The sequence below is a fragment of the Clostridium sp. OM02-18AC genome (assembly GCF_003481825.1).
Lineage (GTDB): Bacteria > Bacillota > Clostridia > Lachnospirales > Lachnospiraceae > Brotaphodocola.
This window is the reverse complement of sequence record NZ_QULW01000012.1, coordinates 48907-68366: the sequence shown is the minus strand read 5'-3', so window position 1 is coordinate 68366 and position 19460 is coordinate 48907. Positions and strand designations below refer to the sequence as shown.

Sequence of the window (19460 nt, the reverse complement as noted above, 5' to 3'; positions counted from 1 at the left end):
GACTTTTATCTCCTTATTTCCCTCTCTTAACCGTAAATCGGGAAGAAAATATTAATGCCGATGATCAGTGCGATCAAGGTAAGAATCAGAAGCGGTAAGGTAAACTTAAGCGTCTTCAGCGGATTCTGATTACCGATACCAAATGCCATCATCGTGCCGGAGCAGCCGGTCGGCATTACAAATGCCAGCCATGCAGATACACAGCAGCAAAGCACGACTGCTTTCACATTCATGCCGCCTGCCAGCGCGGTAGAAGCTGCGATCGGACTCATCAGCGCCATGGTACCCATGTTAGACATAAAGTTTGTCATCAGTGCACATGCCACACAGAAGACAATACTTACAAACAATCCGCTCGGATGTCCACCCAGGATATTTAAAACCGTCTGTCCGATCAGTTCACCGACACCGGTCTTGGAAAGTGCGGTTGAAACTACACTCATTCCTGCCACCATCCATACCATATCACAGGTAAGGGTCTTCATCACTTCCGGAATCTCCAGAACCTTAAACACGATCAGAACCAGAAGGCCTGCTGCCGGAATCACGTTGGTAATATCACTTCCAAGCTGCTTGGTAAACATAAAGCCCAGCATGATTGCTGCAAATACACCAAAAATAAAATATTCATCTTTTCTGGAGATCGGCGCTGCATCCTTAACCTCTTTCACCTGGGACTTATCAATCGTTCCGTTCGGAATCAGCTTATAGAAGATCAGGCAATAAATGACGCCCACGATCAGCGGAAGGATTCCAGCCTTGCAGAAATCAGCAATTCCCAGATAATCCTCCGGACCAACAAGTCCCTGATAGTAAGAAGTGATCGTGCCTGGCATCGTAGCACCCATGCCGATCGGGAATTTGGAAGTTGCCAGACAGTTTACCGTTGCAACTAAAAACAGCAGTCTGGACGGGGAATACTCACTGTCATCATCAAAGGTCTGGATAAACAGAAGCATAACGGAAATACATGCGACCTGTCCCATCAGCTGAGACAAAAGAATTGTCATGCCACATAAACCAAGAACCAGCATAGCTCCGCTTTTTCCCTGAAGCTTGCCCATCACACCTCTGAGACGGTGGATCAGGCTTGTCTTGCCAAGGGCAGTCGCAACTACGATCATTGGTGCGATCATCAATGTAGTACTGCTGGAAAGGCCGGAAAAGGCCGTCTTTAAATCTAACACTCCGGTAAATACAAAAAGGACACAGCAGATCATTCCTGTGACACCATATGGAAGCACATGGGTCAGGAGCATTACTACCATAAATACCAGGATGCATAATGCCATTATCATCTGTACATTCATCTCAATTTCTCCCTCATTACATTTTTTGATAAAAAAGTCTGGACTTCCGGTACTGTTCATGATAATCGGCCTACCAGTACACACCTGAAGCTTTTCTATCTTTCTTGTTTATGGTGAAATTGTATCATTTTGCCATAGAATGTACAATCCATGTTTCGCTATATATACTATTACAAAAAACTATATATCATTGATATTCTTCAACAGATATATTATACTCATTCTATAGGATATCCATAAAAGGAGGATTCTCCAGTGCAGATCAAAAATATGTCTTACATCATAGCGCTAGCAGAAGCCGGCACCCTTTCCGCTGCCGGAAAACAGCTTGGCATCTCTCAGCCAACTCTAAGTGTTTTTCTGTCTAATCTTGAACAGGAACTGGGCATCGACCTTTTCCTTCGCGATAAAAAAAAGCTGATCCCGACTCCGGCAGGGCGGATTTATCTGGAAGCAGCCAGACGCATTCTTTCCACACAGGAGCAGACGCTTCAGTCCATCCGTCAGCTCACGACTGCTCCGCCCATAGAGATTCGTATCGGTGTCACCCCACTGCGAGGTTCTGAGGTGGCCTCCAAGATCTTCGCCCGTTTCTCTGCCAGGTACCCGAATATCCGTCTGCGGCTTCAGGAGGGCTACATGCAGGAACTGCGCAATATGGTACAAAATGGAATGGCTTCCTGCTCTCTCGGCACCTGCTTTGACACGGAATCGGCAGATTTTGACTATATCACTCTCTTTCGGGAAGAGGTCATTGTCGCTGTCCCGGCCTTCCATCCGCTGGCGCACCGCCCCAAAAACACCTCCATGGAATTCCCGCAGGTTTCACCAGAGGAGCTGTCCGACTCTCCCTTTATCCTTATGAGTCCGGGCAGTAGCATCCGGACCATCTCGGACTATATATTCCATCAGGCCGGTTTTTCTCCTACCGTGGTATTTGAAAGCGGTAACAACCTTGTCATACGCAACATGGTCCGAAATGGCTCCGGCATTGGTTTTCAACCACGTTCTACCGCACTCATGGATGATCCGGATATCGCCTACCTCTCCCTTGCCCCGCGTTACTATCTGAATCTGTGCGTAGTGACAAAAAAAGGAACAGTATTATCAGAAAGTGAACGGTATTTTATCTACCTGATGATACAAAATGACTTTCATGTTCCCTACTATATTCCGGATTTTAACGAAGCCGCACGGAATATCTGGGATGAATTTCACACAGAAGGAGGTTCCTTATGACCTTTCAGACACTGGATTATATCATTGCGATTGCCGAAGAGAAATCCATCTCAAAGGCTGCAGACCGTCTGCTCCTCTCTCAGCCTGCGCTGAGCCGACAGTTGAAACGGGTCGAAGAAAGCCTCGACACAAAGCTCTTTGCACGTGAACAAAACGAAATGCACCTGACTGATGCCGGAAAAATATATGTAAACGGTGCTCGCTCCATCCAGAACATTTATGAGCGCGCACTGAATGATATCCGAAAGCTCTCCCAGTCCGGCAGACATCAGATCACCTTTATCTACAATAACATTCTGCTGCCAGATTTTTCCACAAAGATTCTGCCGGATTTCCGCAAGCTGCACCCGGATATTGTACTCAGCACCATCAACGGAAACGCATCTGCTGCAAAGGATTATCTCTCCAACGGCATGGCCGATCTTGCTGTCGTTGCGACTGGGGAAGCCGGTCACAGTATGCTGGAATTTCTTCCTCTGCGCGAAGAAGAGCTGATGCTTGCCATTCCAGAAAACCATTCGGTTATTCCTGATTTTGAGCAACATGGTGCTGATTTATCTATGCTTTCCGGAGAATCCTTTATCCTGAACCAGCACAACAGCTTCTTTCACAGCCTTGAACAAAACATTCTGGCCGGGCTTTCTTTTCTGCCGGACATTCTGTGCGAGATCAGTGATATCAACGCATCCGGAAACATGGTTGCAAACGGAAAAGGCATTGCCTTTCTCCCGCGTTCTGCGGGTGGGCAGCTCCATGGCTGCAGGCTCTTTTCTCTCAAGCCACAGGTTACCTTTCAGATTGCCATTGCTTATCCCAAAAGCAATGCTTTAACAAGGCCGGTACGTGATCTGATCCTGCTGCTTTTAAAAAGTGCAGAGACATCTCAGGCATTCTAATGCCCACTTCTTTTAAGCCCGACGGGGAAGACGAACCAGAGTACCGTCTGCAGTAAACTCTATTGGATGGAATTCCCCCACCTGTTCCATATATGGATACTGTTCCCGGTTGTTCTCCCACTCCTCATAGAGAGACCGTGAAATCATGATACGACTGATATCCAGCGTATTCTGGATCCAGATCAGCTTTACACAGTTATAATCGATACCGGTACAGCAGTGAATTGCCGTCTGAATCGCCGTGTAGTCATTGTCTGTAACCAATGGCATTTTACAAGAGCCAAGAACCCGGGATGTCAGGTTATTCGGATAAGTTGCCATAAAATCAATATGCTCGGCATACCGCTTGGTGATGATATCCGCCAGGCCCATGCCGCATGCATTGCCATGGGTTTCTTCCGTGAGATCCAGGACACAGATCGTCTGCTGGTGCTTGTCATGGGGGATTCCATCATGTGTGTAGCGGGATATAATCATCGTATCCATTCCTGCTCCACTGATATTCTTGCCCATTTCTTCAACCAGAAGGACATCATACTTTGTAAAATAAATCTGTGGAAAATTCTCATAGGCAATCTTCAGAAGTTCCACCTCACGCTCCAGAATATGTTCCGTAGTCATGGCTTCGACCAGGGCCGTTTCGTCATATGCATTCTCCACCGTTCCAATACCGCCAATGATATTTCCATGTTCAAACAGATAGCACGCAACTTCCTGAACGGTCTTTGACATATTTTCAATGCCAAGCCTGTGATAAGCAGCGGCTCCTTTTTGCTTTCCAAGTCCTACAGCCGCCATTTTGCATACACCACTTTCCACCTTTCCGCTAAACGAAGGGTGCGGTTTAATTCGGTTGATCAGGATGACTCCATCGGCCTGATGCGCATAATGATCTTCGTAAACCGGAATCTGGGAGACCTCCGTAACACCAATCAGATCTGTCTCCATACTGGAACATATCGGACATCCACAGTAGCTTTCTGTAATGCCAAGAGAAGCCAGGATTTCCGTCTGCCCCTCTGCTACAGCTCCACCATGGCTTCCCATGGCCGGTATGATAAATGGGTTACCGCCTTTTGCCTTTACATAAGCAGCTGCCTCTTTTAGAATTAAAGCAATATTGGCAATGCCACGGCTTCCTCCCGTCAAAGCAATACTGTCTCCTGGCCTGATCTGCGCGCCTACTCCGGAGATGTCCAGCTGTTTATGAACTTCTCCAGCAATATCCTTTAATACCGGCCGTGGGTAACTCTGTTTCATTTCAATCATTTCCGGAAGACGAACATCTGCAACTAAATCTGCTAATTTACTCATAATAACCCTCCTGCTGATTCCAGATGAAATGTGAAAGATACTTGAATTTATAAAGATTCTCATCTATACTTTTAAAAGAAGTATATAAGATACACAGGAAAAAGTCTAATTGCCAAATTTGATGGAATTGATTACTTTTTCCTATTAACACCAAAGAAGGAGATTTTTTTGGACACCAAACAGATTGAGTATATTCTCGCAATTGCCAGGGAAAAAAATATGACCAGGGCTGCCCAGACACTCTATATTTCACAGCCGACCCTTAGCCAGGCACTGGCAAAACTGGAGCAGGAGATTGGACAGCCATTATTTCAGCGTGAACATTCAGAAATGCTACCAACCCAGGCCGGACTAGATTATATCTATACCGCAAAACAGGTGTTAGAATTAAAGCACAGGCTTTATCAAAAAATACAGATAAACTCCGGCCAGCGGCACTTGGAAATCGGTGTTTCCTCCCATTGGGCTGCTTCCATGATCACCCGCGTGATTGTAGATATGAAACATCAGAACATCCCTTATTTTTCTCTCCATATCATAGACGAAAGTCCGATCAATCTGTTAAAAAAGGTATGGGACAAACAGCTGGATATATCTATCATCACAACACAGCATCCAGGACAATATCCGAATTCAGAGATTCTATATCGAGAAGAGATTCTTCTGGCCGTTCCAGACTGCATACTACAGGAAACAGCTATAGGCCAGGAGATAAACTCAAAAAACGTCTGTGCCTTTCTGCAAAGCAAAGTTCTTCCGTTTGTCCTGGCCGATCACGGAACTGCATTGAGAACATCTGTGGATGAATTTCTTCTTTCCATAGAAGTTATCCCGGACATTGTATGCGAAATCCGGGATATGGCTGATGCCCTTCAGATGACAGCTGAAGGGCTTGGTCTCACCTTTACCCCAGAATCTCGAATGGATCTCATTCTTCCTGTGCAGTACATTTCTCTGATGCCAAAGCTGTACCGTTATCAGACCGCTGTAACACAGGGGAACACCGGATACCAAGATACGGTATGCCAGGAATTTCTCAGATATTTAAAAGATGCCATTCAGGCATAAGAAAAAGAGCTGCAGCAGCAGCTCTTTTTCTTATGCCTTATGATCACCTAAAAAATCTGTCCCAGATCTCTTAAATTTCCATCTTCGTCAAAATCCATTTCCTGCGGCTCACTCTCGATGGTGAAATCTGGATTGTTCTTCACTTCGTCGTAGTATGCCTCCGATAAGAGAATGTGCTCTACCTTCAGGCTGTTCGCGATCCGGACAATGCGGATCTTGTCGTGGTCGACATCGGTGCAGGTACGCACACAGACCTGAATGGCTTCCTTATCGTTTTTCATAACAAGCGGAATACGCGCATTCTCGATCACGGTGGAAGTGATCAGATTCGGATACGTCAGTTCAAAATCCATCTTGTCGAAGAAGCGGCGGGTTGTGGCATGCGCCATTCCAATGCCGACTCCGGAATGATGGCTCTCTTTGCTCAGATCCAGAACTGCAACGCGCTGGGACTTTAAGCCACCGGAAGCATACGGGGTAACAAAGGTTCCGGTGATGTTCGGATCCATGCCGCTGCCGCTGAAGTTTTTGCCGATCACGTCGCATACCAGGACGTCACACTCCGGCACGCAGATCCTCGGCAGCAGGGATTTGGAAATTTCCTGCAGCTTCGGCTCTTCTTCCTCGATCTCGTCGTGGTTTAAGGCAACGATCCGCTCGGTTTCATCGTAAGCGTTTTCCAGAACTGCAACTGCAAATAAGATATTTGCATGTTTTAAGATTGCGCGGCCAAACATTGGCACATATTTTGCCATATATTTGAAGCCGGCTGCATGGCAGACCGATGCTCCTGCCTGTTTTCCAAGACCTATGGTCATCATCTTCATGATACCGCTCTCATAAGGTCCTCGAAAACACGTATGAGGTTTTATCCTGCAATTGATGATAATTCCGTCTGCTTCTGCGGAATCACGGCCAATGAGAACGTCCATCCCCTCTTCGTTGACACCAATCTTTACCACTTCCATGCTGGTCTTGATCGGACAGCCCATGGTTTCCTCGGTCACACCGAACTGACGAAGAACTTCTCTCTGACCTTCACTGGTGGCGCCGCCGTGGCTGCCCATTGCAGCCACGATAAACGGCTCGGCACCTTTGCTTTTTACAAAATCAACGATTGCTTTTGTGATCACCACGACATTCGCGATCTGGCGGCTGCCGACAGTAATCGCAATACGCATTCCAGGCTGAATCTGAGAGGCAAACTTTTCCTCAGAAAGCATCGTCTCAATCTTGTTTGGAATCGTCTCCGGTTCTACCCTGTGTGTAGAAAAATTCTGTTTCACACGGAACATACGCGGTAATTTAACATCCTTCATCAGATTTGAAACAACACTCTCCATTTTCGTTTCCTCCATCTCCAGCCTGAATGCCTGATTTTGTATTAAATTTTACTTGAAATCAATTACTTTAAAGTATCTGCGATAGCCTTGATTGCGTTGTAGGTCTCGGTATCGTTCTGGAATGCATCCTCATGATTTAAGTAGTACGGGATAACATCCATATCGGTCAGAGCCTTGCTTACAGTCTCATCGTCCAGAAGGTCTTTGCACAGATCATCAAAGTAGGTGATTACTTCGTCCGGAGTCTCCTTCGGGAAGTAGAAAGAGTAGTCAGTATCCGGGAATGCCAGGTCAATACCCTGATCAGCGAAGGTCTTAACGCCTGCATTCTCAAGCATATCGTATTTCTGATCGGTCGGAGCGCCTAAGCATACAAACTGACCAGCAGTTACATAGTCTTTATTCAACATCCAAGTACCCGGCATTAAGTCAACCTGACCAGACAGCATAGCTGCGATCTTATCGGAAGCAGAACCTGCATCTACAAGGTCAAGGTCGATGTCTGCTGCTTTCTCAAATGCAAGCAGCTCGTAGTAGGTGTAAGCACCAACCTCGGTACAAGCCTTTAACTGACCCGGGTTAGCTTTTGCTGCTGCGATGAACTCGTCCAGATCTTTGTATTTATCAGCATTTACATAGAACTGCTGTGCCGGGTTCTTAGCGAAGTTCGGTCCCAGCTTGAATGCCTCGAAATTGTAGTCGGTAATACCAGCGATGTTAGCAACGCTCAGCAGGCAGTGTCCGTATAATACAGTCTGACCATCTGCTGCAGAGTTCATAACCTGGTTAGCAGCTACAGAACCTGAAGCACCACTTGCGTTTACAACGATGAAGTCAACGCCGGTCTTCTCTTTTGCGTACTGAGCAAAAATACGAGCAGTAAGGTCGGTATCTCCGCCTGCACCTGCCGGAACTACGATAGATACAGTTCCGTTCGGCTCCCAGGTAGAATCGCTCTCTGCTGCTGCCTCGGTGCTCTCGCCCTCAGCTTTGCTCTCTGCTGCTGCCTCGGTCTTCTCCTCAGCTGCCGGAGCTGCAGTGGTCTCTGCCGGTTTGCTTCCGCCGCATGCTGCAAGGCTCATTGCCATGGTTCCAGCTACAACTGCTGCAAAAATTTTTTTCTTCATACTTTCTCCTTCTTTCCGGGCATTTTGGCTGCCCTGTTTTTTCCCTTATATATATCCCCGTCCGCTGCGGACGGGGCATATATCATATTAATATAGAAATAAAATATTGTAAAGTTCAGATCTCTTTATGCTGCCTGTTTCTTTTCTTTGTAAGCCTTTAACTCCTTGGTTACAGTCCATACCAGAACACCGATAGCGATGAAGAAGAATACATCGAAGATCGGTCTTGCAAAGAATGCGCCAAAGGACTTGTACTGCATGATACCACGTCTTAAGTAGGTCTCCAGCATCTCACCGATCAGGAAGCACAGTACGAACGGAGTCGTCGGCAGACTGAACTTGTGATAAATATAACCTACCAGACCAAAGATCAGGATGGACTGTACATCGAAGATACGGTTGTTGGTTGCGTATGCACCGACACAGCACAGAACCAGGATCAGCGGAAGCAGGATGTGCTTCGGCACCTTCAGTACCTGTACAAAGCCCTTGATACAGGTCCACTCAACCACCAGCATGATCAGGGTACAAACGATACATGCTGCGAAAATTCCGTATACAACGTCTGCATTTTTCACGAACAGCAGCGGACCAGCAGACAGACCGTGGATCAGGAAACCACCTAACATCATAGCGGTAACACCATCACCCGGGATACCAAGTACCAACAGTGGGATCATTGCACCACCGATGGTTGCGTTGTTTGCAGACTCGGTTGCTACGATACCTTCCGGATTACCTTTACCAAACTCCTCCGGATGCTTGGACATGTTCTTTGCAGTTACGTAGGAAAGCATACCGGAAGTAGAACCACCGATACCTGGCAGGATACCGATACCGGTACCGATTAAGGAAGAACGAAGGAAGTTCGGCAGCCAGGAAACAAACTCTTTCATGGAGAAACCAAAACCTTTTACTTTCTTGATCGGGATGGTTTCCATCTTGCCGCCCTTCATGCTCTCAGCAGTACACAGGATATCTGCGATTGCGAAGATACCGATCAGGGTAGGAAGAGTATCAAAACCTGCCATCAGGTTTGTGTTGCCAAAGGTGAAACGCGGAGTACCATCGATCGGTGCCATACCAACTAAGGTAAACATCAGACCGAACATACCTGCAAGCAGACCGCGGATCATGTTACCGGAAGAAAGGATTGCTACCATCGTCAGTGCGAAGAAGCAGATACCAAAGTTCTCAGCCGGAGTAAATTTCAGTGCAACATCTGCAAGGAGCGGTGCACAGAAGGTCAGGACGAGGAAAGAGAAGATGGAACCCATTGCGGAGAATACGATACCAACTCCCAGAGCCTTCATTGCCTCACCATTTTTTGCCATCGGGTGTCCATCGAAACAGGTTGCGATGGAAGATGCGGTACCAGGCATGTTCAGCAGGATTGCGGAGATCAGACCACCGGAAATACCGCCGATATAAACTGCTACCAGGGTGTTCATACCCAGGGAAGGGGTCATGCTGAAGGTCAACGGCAGCATCAATGCTACTGCCATGGAAGCTGACAGTCCCGGGATGGAACCGAAAATAATACCAATTGCTACGCCAGCGATCATCAGAAGGATGGACGCCGGATTTAAAATACTTGCGAATGCACTACCTAAAAGTCCTAATGCCTGCATATTCTTACGTCCTCCTTATAAACTGATGGTAAAGATACCAGCCGGCAGTACGATCTTGAATCCGTAACGGAACAGGAAGAATACTACCAGAGTAAAGATTACATCGATCACAACCAGACGGATGATGTGCTTTGCATCACGCTCATCGTCCGGAGACAGTACCAGCATCTGCAGAAGTAAGAACACCAGGGTGGAAAGAATAAATCCCACCGGCTGCAGAACCATGACATACACCAGAACCAGAATGATACTGGAAATTACGCGCTTGTAATCGCATTCCGGAATCTCTGCGTTTTCCAGCTCTTTTGCATGCATCTTGAAGTTTTTAATGTTTAAAAATGTGAGGATTGCTGCCAGGATAAATGTGATTGCTCCAATTACCATTGGCATAAAATCCGGTCCGATATCCATAACCTGGGATTTCGGAAGCATCTGTGCCATAATCATAAGTGCAGCGGATAATACCATGAAAAATACACCTACGACAATGTCCCCATACTTTTTGAAGAACATACCTTCATCTCCTTTTCTTTTTGTTTATAGCCTACCGCCAAACCCTTTCGGGATTGAGCCAAATCTGTGGTCGACACCGCCTTCATGAGACCGTGTCGGCAATTCAATCCCGAATTCGGGATTTTTACCGTACCAGTGCCGGTTTCTTGGAATCGAACTTCCAGTTCGGGATCAAATACTGCATAGCCATAGCGTCGTCACGGTCGTGAGTCGGCAGGGAATTGTACAGCTTGTTTGCTTCCATAACGCGATCCATATTGATGGTAACACCAAGACCCGGTTTCTTCGGAACCTGCAGATATCCGTCAACAATCTGCGGAGTATCGTTTAAGAGGTTCTGACCATCCTGCCAGATCCAGTGGGTATCCAGTGCAGTCGGGTTGCCCGGTGCTGCTGCTGCTACATGAGCAAATGCAGTCAGGGTGATATCGAAGTGGTTGTTGGAGTGGCTGCCCCAGGTTAAGCCCCAGTCATTTAAGATCTGAGCCATGCGGACGCTTCCTCCGAATCCCCAGAAGTGCGGATCTGCAAGAACGATATCAACGGATTTCAGTGCTGCTGCATGATAGAACTGTCTCCAGTCGGTTGCGATCATGTTGGTAGCTACCGGAAGGTTTACCTTGTTCTTGAACTCAGCCATGATCTCACGGCTGCTGAATCCGGACTCCGGACCACAAGGATCCTCGATGTATGTAAGAACACCTTCCATCGGTTTGCACAGTTCAATTGCCTCAGCAAGACTCCATGCGCCGTTCGGGTCGATGTTGATACGTCCGTTCGGGAATGCTTTCTTCAGTGCGCGGATTGCTTCCATCTCCTCAGAGCCCTTCAGTACGCCGCCCTTTAACTTGAAGTTGCGGAAACCATACTTCTCATGAAGAACCTGAGCCTGCTCTACGATACGGTCCGGTGTCAGCATTTCCTGACGGCGAAGCTTGAACCACGGATCGGAGCTGTCGCTCTCATCCAGGTAATTTAACTCTTTCGCCTTGTTCTTGTCGCTTACGTAGAACAGATAGCCAAGGGTTTCAACCTGATCTCTCTGCTTGCCGTCGCCTAACAGCTCGCACATCGGCAGGTCTAAGTACTGGCCAAGTAAGTCAAGCAGTGCACACTCGATTGCCCACTCTGCTTTTACAACGAATTTCAGCTTGCTGATATCCAGGCTCTGGATACCTTCGCCGTCATCCTCTTTTGCTCTCTTGGAAGCTTTGTGGATGCTGTCGAGGATCGCGCGGTACTTGCCGACCGGCTGTCCAACGACTAACGGGATGCAGCTCTTTAACGCGTCACAGGTGTAGTCACCACCGTGGATCTCACCGATACCGGTGTGACCTGCGCTATCCTTTAAGATTACCAGGTTTCTGGTAAAGTACGGTGCGTGCGCGCCGCTTAAGGTCATGAGCATGCTGTCATATCCGGCTACCGGAATCACCTGCATCTCTGTTACTGTAGGGGTACCTTTATTCATATTTCTTCCTCCTCTTGCCGGTGCTTAACACTTTTGTATCGCTCGAATATCAGTTTCACGCAGTTTCTTAACATTCCAAACGTAAAAAAATGTGCATCCGGACAAATCATCTTTGTTCAATCGTTATACCATATATGATAAAATGTCTCGAGGATTCTGTCCAATATTTATAAATGATTGCTACAATTATTTTTCCTAATAGCAGCTCGTAAAATAACTTATAGAAACGCACGAATGAGATTGTATCTCATTTAGTACTGTAAGTAAAATTAATAATTCTTTGAATATCCTTACATATTTTAAGTATTGAGCACGAGGTTTGCTCATCATAGTCACGAACTTTTTGCCAGATTTTTCACAGGCTCATTGCCCTTATTATATAAGAATTCTGTTGGTTTTTCAATAGAATTGGCGCAAAAAGGGCATGTAAAAAAAATGTAAAATCATTTTCTTACATGCCCTTTTGAATGGGATACTTCCTTAATTATCTGTATTATGATCCTGTATTTTCTTTTTCCGTTCAACCGGTCCTTAATTTTTATGCCTGTACTTTAACCGGGGTTATCACATTTCCTTTTTCGTCGAATTCCAGGGTCATTGGCTCATCCAAAGCTTCCACGCCCGGATATTTTCCGTTCTTCACATCCTCATAGTAGGATTCCGAAAGCATAATCTCGCCGATGTGGAGACTGTTCGGAATGCGGACCATTCTCACATGTTCGCGGTCGATCTTGTTGCAGGTCCGGATGCAGATCTGCATAGCCTCTTTATCGTTTGTGACAATGCATGGGATCCGCGCCGATGCCAGAACCGTGCTGGTAATGCAGTTCGGGTACATTTTTTCCACATCCATCTCATCGAAGATCTTGCGGGTGATGGCGGAAGCCAGTCCGCAGCCCAGTGCATTTCCGTGGGATTCCTCACTCAGATTCAGGAAACAGGTACGCTGCACCTTGATGCCGCCGGTTGCATACGGTGTGGAGAAGGTTCCCGTGATATTCGGGTCCACGCCCGTACCGCTGTAGTTCTTGCCAACCTCGTCTACAACCAGTACATCCGTCTCATTCACCAGAAGCTTCGGCATGTTGCCAAACGCAAATTTTAAAAGTTCCGGTTCCCGGGTCAGGATGTCCTTTGCGAGGATTGCCTCGATCTTACAGGTTTCATCATAAGCATTCTCAATACACGGGATCGCAAACAGGATCTTCGCCTTTTCCAGAACCACTTTTGCCATAGTCGGAATGTTCTTCGCGATCACATCCATGCCGTCAGAGTGCACCAGGGACGCACCTTTCTGCTTGCCCAGGCCAACTGTCATCATCTTGCATGGACCGCTCTCGTAAGGACCGCGGAATGCATTGTGCGGTTTTAAACGGCAGGAAAGGATGATGCCGTCTGCCTCATAAGCATTCTTATCCAGATAAACGGTCTTTCCGCGCTCGGAAACGCCAAGCTCTACTACTTCCATGGAAGACTTGATCGGACATCCCATCGTCTCCGGCGTGATGTTGTAACCGGCGAGAATCTCCAGCTGTCCCTCTGCGGTTGCACCGCCGTGGCTGCCCATAGCCGGTACGATAAACGGATACGCACCTCTGGATTTCACAAAATCCACCACAGCTTTTGTGATGATATCCACATTGCGGATTCCGCGGCTTCCTGCCGTGATCGCAATCTCCATTCCCGGTTTGATGAGTGATGCAAACTGCTCCTGTCCCATCTGCTCGTTGATCACCGCCGGGATATCCTCCGGACGGATCACCTCACGCGGGAATGTCTGCTTTGCGTGGAACATTTTCGGGATCGGAATGTCCCGCAGTAACTCTGATACTTTTCCGCCTTCTACAATATTCATGGCTGCCTCCTGAATGTTTTTATTGCTGTTGCCTGCCTTTGTTTCTGCTGCCTGCTTTTGTTTCTGTTACCTGCTTCTGTTTCCTGCTTCTGTCTCTGTTTCCTGCTGTTTTGTTTTTTGCAATTTCTTCCTTAAAATAATAGTAGCAAGTTTCCATGCAAAAGTAAATTTAAACTTTTTTGTGTTTTCTTTAGTTTTTCTAAATGTTATACTAAACACAGGATACACAACGCAGAGCATGACAGACACACGGAAAATGTCCCGGTTCTGCACAGCACAAACCATACAATCCAACTATTTTCACGAACCAGGAGAACCTGTTATTTATGAATTTAAAAGAAATCGAATACATCGTCACAATTGCAGACGAACAGAAACTGTCCCGCGCTGCACAGAAACTCTTCGTCACACCCTCGGCGCTCACCCAGCAGGTCAGCAATCTGGAACAGCAGATCGGACTTCCGCTCTTTTACCGTTCCCGAAGTGGCTGGACACCGACCGAAGCCGGGCTTGTCTATCTGCAGTCCGCACGCGAGATTCTGCAGATCCGGCGGGAAACCGACCGAAAGCTCCAGGACCTCGCCGATACGCGCAAAGGTTCCCTCACCATCGGAGTCACCTCCGAGCATGGAACTTCCACCTTCACCCACATTTATCCGGACTTTCACAAGCGCTATCCGGAAGTGACCATCAATATCTACGAAAGTAATGTCCGAAGCCAGCAGCAAATGCTTGCTTCCGGCGAACTGGATCTTGGCATTTTAACGTTATCCGAACAGCAGCAGACTGAAGATATCTATATCCCGCTGGCAAAAGAAGAGCTTCTTTTCGCCATTCCGGACATCCACCCGGCATGCAGCACTGCCACGCATTCCGATCGCAGCCGCTATCCCGAGCTGGATCCGGTCCATGTCCGCCATGAACCGTTTGCCATGATGTACAAGCAATCCACCATGTACGAAGTCATCAGCCGGACATTCCAGGAATATGACTTTCACCCGGATACCCTGTTTTATGCCCAGCGTTCTGCCACTGCCCTGGAAATGGTTTCCGCCGGCATCTGCTGCAGTGTCGTTCCCGCTTTTTTTGCGATCGGTGCCCACCCAACGCATTTCGAACATGTGGCATTTTTTTCCTTTCCGTCCCATCCTTCCCTGACCATCAATGCAAGCTATAAAAAAGGAAGCTACCTCACCGATGCAGCACAATATTTTATAAAACTTGCCCGGGAATACTGGGGGCGCCTGCCTCTGTAGAATTTACTTTTTTTCGCATTTTTGCTATAATGATACAATACTTACGATTACTGACCGATTTACTCACGCACTTACGGAGGTACTCTTTTGGACGTAAAATATCTTAACTATATTCTGGCGATCGCCAACCGACACAACATGACCAAGGCAGCAGAGGACTTATTCGTCTCCCAGTCTTCCTTAAGCCAGTATCTTTCCAGACTGGAGCAGGAACTCGGCACACCTCTCTTTGTCCGCTCGAAGGGCGAACTAAGCCTGACCCCCGCCGGAGTCCTATATGTAGAAGCTGCAAAAAAAGTAGTCAAGATCCAGAAAGAACTCTACCAGAACATTGCCGCCTTAAATCACAAAGGCCGCATCCGGGTTGGTGTCACCTCGAACTGGGGACTGCGCATGCTGGCTGAGATCATCCCGCTGTTTAGGGAACAGTACCCGGGGATCATCATAGAGATCACGGAAACCAATCTGCCAAGCTTCAAAAAGTTCCTGGCAGAGGGCACTCTGGATGTCGGACTTGCCGCTGACGTAAGCACAGTCCCATTTGGCAGCCTGGTGCAGATACTCCGGGAAGAAGAAGTTTTTCTTGCCGTCTCCATGTTCCACCCTTACGCACTGGCACATCCGTCCGGCTCTCCCATCACGGCAGAAGAAGTAAAGGCAAACTTTGCGAATGACAGTCTCTTGTTATCCAAAAAAGGCTCTTCCCTGCGGATGCTCGGAGAACAGTTCTTTGAATCCTGCGGTTTTGAGCCCGTTGCCGTGTGCGAGACCAACAACATTTCCGCCACCCGGAGCATGGTTGCCCAGAATGCCGGCATCGCATTCATCTCCGAGTCGTGCTCTGTCAACCGCAACAACATCGCCTACTACCCGCTCTCACCGGCCATGAAACGCTTAAACCTTGTCGTGCGCCAGAAAGACTGGGTGCTCAACGAGCCGGAGCAAGCTTTTATGGATCTCATCCTCAACTATTTCAAAAATAATACGGAACAGCCGTATCTTGCGGAGAAATATTCGATTTCACTATAAACAATATTGCACGATAACGAACGAGGGGCGAAAGTTCCCGCAGCCGCCATGCATGGCGGCTGTGGAAACTTTCGCCCCTTTGACTTACTGTGCGATCTTGTTATTTCTCCGCTTCCACAGTCCTGGTCACGATCACATTGCTGCCCAGTCCCAGCACATTCTCGATGACAACCTCGCCCTCATGAACCGGTGCGGTGCGTTTTACCTTGCGGATCTCGTTCATGACATCGAAGATCTTTGCTTTCGGGATCGGTGCACTCAAACGTACACTGGCAAGCGGCATCTCTCCGCCCTCTACCAGAATGGAGGTTGCGATGTTTCGCATCGGGTTTACCAGCTCCTGCTCGACATATTCATGACCACGTTTGCACTTATTGCCGGTAATGGTATAGGGTGCTTCATTTCCCTCCGCAGTGATCTCGCAGCCCTGCGGACACATAATACAGGTAAAGGTTCTTAACATACCACTCTCACCTCCAGGTTATCCTTTTCGTTCAGCTCTTCCGGTTTCAACGCGATCTGGATCATCTCAGCCGGAAGTGCCTTCGGGAACTTCTTCTGTTTTACCAGATGGTCACCCTGCCACAGCTCTACGGTACAGTTTCTCACCGGTTCTCTCATACGGAAGGACACGGTCACATTGCCGGTTCCGCTGAAACGGGCCGGGGTTAACTGACCTACCATGTTATCTCCGGTGATCGCAAGTCCACACTCCGGAAGAGAACCCTCTTTGATGTAGCAGGCTGCTCCGTCTGCCAGCTCCTCTGCCTCCATGGAAACGAAATCTACCAGGTCATGCACATGGAGCACGTTTCCTGCTGCAAACACACCAGGAACGGTGGTCTGGAAGTTCTCGTCAACGGATGCGCCTTTGGTACCCAAGTCTTCTTTCGCGCCAGCCATCCAGGTCAGCTCGTTCTCTGGGATCAGTCCGACAGAAAGGATCAGGGTATCGCACGGATACTCCTTCTCGCTTCCCGGAATCGGCTGCAGCTTGTCATCTACTTCGGAGATCACAACGCTCTCCAGACGGTCCACACCGCGGATCTCGGTTACGGAGTGGCTTAAGTGCAGCGGAATGTTGTAGTCGTTTAAGCACTGCTCAATGTTTCTCGGAAGTCCGCTCGCATAAGGCTGGATTTCAAACACGCCAAGCACTTTCGCACCTTCCAGGGTCATACGTCTTGCCATGATCATGCCGATGTCACCAGATCCAAGGATCACGACATTCTTTCCCGGCATGCGGTTCTTTAAGTTGATGTAAGCCTGTGCCACACCTGCTGTATACACGCCAGCCGGACGGGTACCCGGTGTGCTGATGGCGCCGCGGGTGCGCTCTCTGCAGCCCATAGCCAGGATCACAGCTTTCGCCTGGATCTCCAACAGTCCCTCCGGAGATGCCGCGAACACCTGCTTGTCCGGTGTCAGCTCCAGGACTGTGGTATCTGTCATGTACGGAATGCCCAGCTCTTTCACCTGCTTTGCAAAGCGGGAAGCATATTCCGGTCCGCTCAAGGTCTCGCCGAAACGGGTCAGACCAAAACCATCGTGGATACACTGGCGCAGGATTCCGCCCAGTCCCTTTTCCCGCTCTAAGATCAAAATATCATGAATACCCTTTTTCCAAAGCTCCAGGGCTGCCGCAAGGCCAGCCGGGCCGCCGCCGATAATTACTACATCTACATTTCTCATTTTACGTCCCTGACCTTTCCTGTGAAAATATAAGAATCACGTTTGGAATAGCGTACCTCTTCCGGCGCAAGATGCTTCTCCTGCTCAATCATCTCGGTAATGCGGGTCTCGCAGTAGCCGCCCTGGCAGCGTCCCATGGTCGCGCGGGTGCGGTTCTTGATGCCGGTTACCGTGCAGACACCAAGAGGATTGCGGATCGCATCCAGGATCTCAGCCTTTGTCACGGTCTCACAGCGGCAGACCACCTCGCCGTACAGCGGATTCTCTTTGATTGCCTGCTGCTGCTCTTCATGGCTCATCTCGTGGAAGCGTTTCTTCACCGGACGTACCGGGTGAAAGCTTTCGTTCTTCTGCGGCTGCTCCTTCTGAACTAACAGTGCTACTGCACGTCTTGCTAACGGCAATGCACAGGTCACACCCGGAGACTCAATGCCGACCAGGTTTACGGTATGCGGATGCGCATCATCGGACTCTAACAGGAAATCCAGGATCTCGCCAGTCTCCGGATTGTAACGTTTCCAGCGGATACCGGCAAAATTGCGGATAAAGTATTCGCGCTTCATCTGTTTGAACATCTTGCTTCCGTCACGGAACAGTCCGTCCATATGCTCCTTGGTCACCACATAGTCCTCGCGGCCTTCTGTCACATAGGAGTCCGGTCCTACCAGCACGTTTCCGTCAACCGTTGGGGTTGCGTGGGTGGAGAAACCGCCCTTGTCATTCGGCGCCGGGTAAACCGGGATGGAAAGGAACTTTCCTGCCTTTTTATCCAGCACATAATACTCACCCTTAAAGCCCTTTACCGGGTAATTCGGGTAACCCAGCATCTCAGAGATCTCCGATGCGTACATACCGGCGCAGTTGATGACCCACTTCGTCTCAAAGGTGTCGGTCTCAGTCGTTACTACCCAGACATCCTTTGCCTCATCTCTCGTGATGCCGGTTACCTTCTGTCCAAAATGGAATTTCACACCGTTCTGGCATGCATTCTCAGCCAGACCGATGGTGTACTGCATCGGATCGAGGATACCGGAAGACGGCACATACATGGCAAACTCACCGCCTGCGTTCGGATCGATGCGGTTGATCTCGTCCTTGTCGATCATGCGCATGCCCTTGACACCGTTCTGCTCGCCAATGGCTTTGTACTTTAAGATATTCTCGCGGTCATGGTCGGTAAAGCCAACAACCAGCTTTCCGGTCCGCTTGAATGGAACACCCAGCTCCTTAGCCACCTGGTCAAACTCCTGGTTTCCTTCCACCGCACACTCTGCCTTTAAGCTGCCTGGTTTGTAGGTAAATCCTGCGTGGAGCATACCGGTGTTGCGGCTGCTGTTTCCGCATGCCACATCCAGCTCCTTCTCCAGCACTGCCGCGTTTAACTGATAGCGTGATAACTCACGTGCCACAGCCGAACCGACAACTCCCGCGCCGATTACGATCACATCATAGGACATCATACTGATCCATCCTCACTTTCTCACTTCGTTCCTGCAAAAATCCACTGCGCTCACCGCTGCCCCGGATTTTCACTGTTCCAGCTGCGCTGCCTTTCCAGCACAGCTTGTCTTATTGATAATCACATTGTATAATAAGCACGTATGTCAGTCAAATTTATATAAATAATACTTATATTAGTTTTTCTAACATTTGAATTTTAGTAAAATCACGCGTAAAGTCCCGTACCGGATTTTGCACGCAATCTGCATCTATAAA

The 19460-nt window shown here is 48.4% G+C and carries 16 protein-coding genes; 5 read left to right on the top strand and 11 right to left on the bottom strand.

Annotated elements, in window-relative coordinates; genetic code table 11:
- Positions 1–26: 26 nt before the first annotated feature.
- Positions 27–1310 carry an SLC13 family permease gene (locus DXB18_RS09795; RefSeq protein ID WP_182430537.1) on the bottom strand — a complete coding sequence of 428 codons (1284 nt, stop codon included), beginning with the start codon at positions 1308–1310 and terminating at the stop codon, positions 27–29.
- A 255-nt stretch (positions 1311–1565) separates the two neighbouring features.
- Here DXB18_RS09795 and DXB18_RS09790 point away from each other — a divergent pair, with 255 nt between their 5' ends.
- Together DXB18_RS09790 and DXB18_RS09785 are read left to right on the top strand one after the other, a co-directional pair.
- Entirely contained in the window at positions 1566–2549 is a 984-nt protein-coding gene (locus tag DXB18_RS09790; protein WP_118707516.1) for a LysR family transcriptional regulator, read from the top strand.
- A complete protein-coding gene (locus tag DXB18_RS09785; RefSeq protein WP_118542433.1) occupies positions 2546–3445 on the top strand; it encodes a LysR family transcriptional regulator in 900 nt (299 codons plus the stop codon). Before DXB18_RS09790 ends, DXB18_RS09785 begins: the two co-directional genes overlap by 4 nt.
- A gap of 12 nt (positions 3446–3457) precedes the next feature.
- Here DXB18_RS09785 and DXB18_RS09780 read toward each other — a convergent pair whose 3' ends face one another.
- Positions 3458–4759, bottom strand: coding sequence for a hypothetical protein (locus DXB18_RS09780; protein WP_118707514.1), 1302 nt, complete (start codon positions 4757–4759; stop codon positions 3458–3460).
- Between the two features lie 168 nt (positions 4760–4927).
- Here DXB18_RS09780 and DXB18_RS09775 point away from each other — a divergent pair, with 168 nt between their 5' ends.
- The gene (locus tag DXB18_RS09775; protein WP_118542429.1) at positions 4928–5827 is read left to right on the top strand and encodes a LysR family transcriptional regulator; all 900 of its coding nucleotides are present in this window, start codon (positions 4928–4930) and stop codon (positions 5825–5827) included.
- A gap of 47 nt (positions 5828–5874) precedes the next feature.
- Here the strand turns inward: DXB18_RS09775 and DXB18_RS09770 are convergent, their stop codons facing one another.
- The 6 genes from DXB18_RS09770 to DXB18_RS09745 form a co-directional block, all read right to left on the bottom strand.
- Positions 5875–7170, bottom strand: a complete 1296-nt coding sequence (locus tag DXB18_RS09770; protein ID WP_207665779.1) for a lactate racemase domain-containing protein — start codon at positions 7168–7170, stop codon at positions 5875–5877.
- Positions 7171–7232: 62 nt separating this feature from the next.
- Entirely contained in the window at positions 7233–8297 is a 1065-nt protein-coding gene (locus DXB18_RS09765) for a tripartite tricarboxylate transporter substrate-binding protein (protein ID WP_118707510.1), read from the bottom strand.
- Between the two features lie 125 nt (positions 8298–8422).
- Complete coding sequence (locus DXB18_RS09760; RefSeq protein WP_118707508.1) at positions 8423–9928, bottom strand: tripartite tricarboxylate transporter permease; 1506 nt, start codon at positions 9926–9928, stop codon at positions 8423–8425.
- Positions 9929–9943: 15 nt separating this feature from the next.
- Complete coding sequence (locus DXB18_RS09755) at positions 9944–10441, bottom strand: tripartite tricarboxylate transporter TctB family protein (RefSeq protein ID WP_118542421.1); 498 nt, start codon at positions 10439–10441, stop codon at positions 9944–9946.
- 124 nt (positions 10442–10565) lie between these two features.
- Positions 10566–11912, bottom strand: coding sequence for an enolase C-terminal domain-like protein (locus tag DXB18_RS09750; RefSeq protein ID WP_118542419.1), 1347 nt, complete (start codon positions 11910–11912; stop codon positions 10566–10568).
- Positions 11913–12450: 538 nt separating this feature from the next.
- Positions 12451–13767 (bottom strand): lactate racemase domain-containing protein, encoded by a 1317-nt coding sequence (locus tag DXB18_RS09745; protein WP_118707506.1) that lies wholly within the window; start codon positions 13765–13767, stop codon positions 12451–12453.
- Between the two features lie 326 nt (positions 13768–14093).
- Between DXB18_RS09745 and DXB18_RS09740 the strand changes: the two genes are divergently transcribed.
- Together DXB18_RS09740 and DXB18_RS09735 are read left to right on the top strand one after the other, a co-directional pair.
- Positions 14094–15023, top strand: a complete 930-nt coding sequence (locus DXB18_RS09740; RefSeq protein ID WP_118707504.1) for a LysR family transcriptional regulator — start codon at positions 14094–14096, stop codon at positions 15021–15023.
- 87 nt (positions 15024–15110) lie between these two features.
- A complete protein-coding gene (locus DXB18_RS09735; protein ID WP_118707502.1) occupies positions 15111–16052 on the top strand; it encodes a LysR family transcriptional regulator in 942 nt (313 codons plus the stop codon).
- 100 nt (positions 16053–16152) lie between these two features.
- Here DXB18_RS09735 and DXB18_RS09730 read toward each other — a convergent pair whose 3' ends face one another.
- From DXB18_RS09730 to DXB18_RS09720, 3 genes are read right to left on the bottom strand one after another with little or no spacing between them, the layout of a single operon-like run.
- Positions 16153–16515: a DUF1667 domain-containing protein gene (locus DXB18_RS09730; protein ID WP_118542411.1), complete on the bottom strand. Its 363-nt coding sequence runs from the start codon at positions 16513–16515 to the stop codon at positions 16153–16155.
- Positions 16509–17744 (bottom strand): FAD-dependent oxidoreductase, encoded by a 1236-nt coding sequence (locus tag DXB18_RS09725; protein WP_118707500.1) that lies wholly within the window; start codon positions 17742–17744, stop codon positions 16509–16511. Before DXB18_RS09725 ends, DXB18_RS09730 begins: the two co-directional genes overlap by 7 nt.
- Positions 17741–19204, bottom strand: a complete 1464-nt coding sequence (locus DXB18_RS09720) for an NAD(P)/FAD-dependent oxidoreductase (protein WP_118707498.1) — start codon at positions 19202–19204, stop codon at positions 17741–17743. The genes DXB18_RS09725 and DXB18_RS09720 overlap by 4 nt, the downstream gene beginning before the upstream one ends.
- Between the last annotated feature and the right edge of the window lie 256 nt (positions 19205–19460).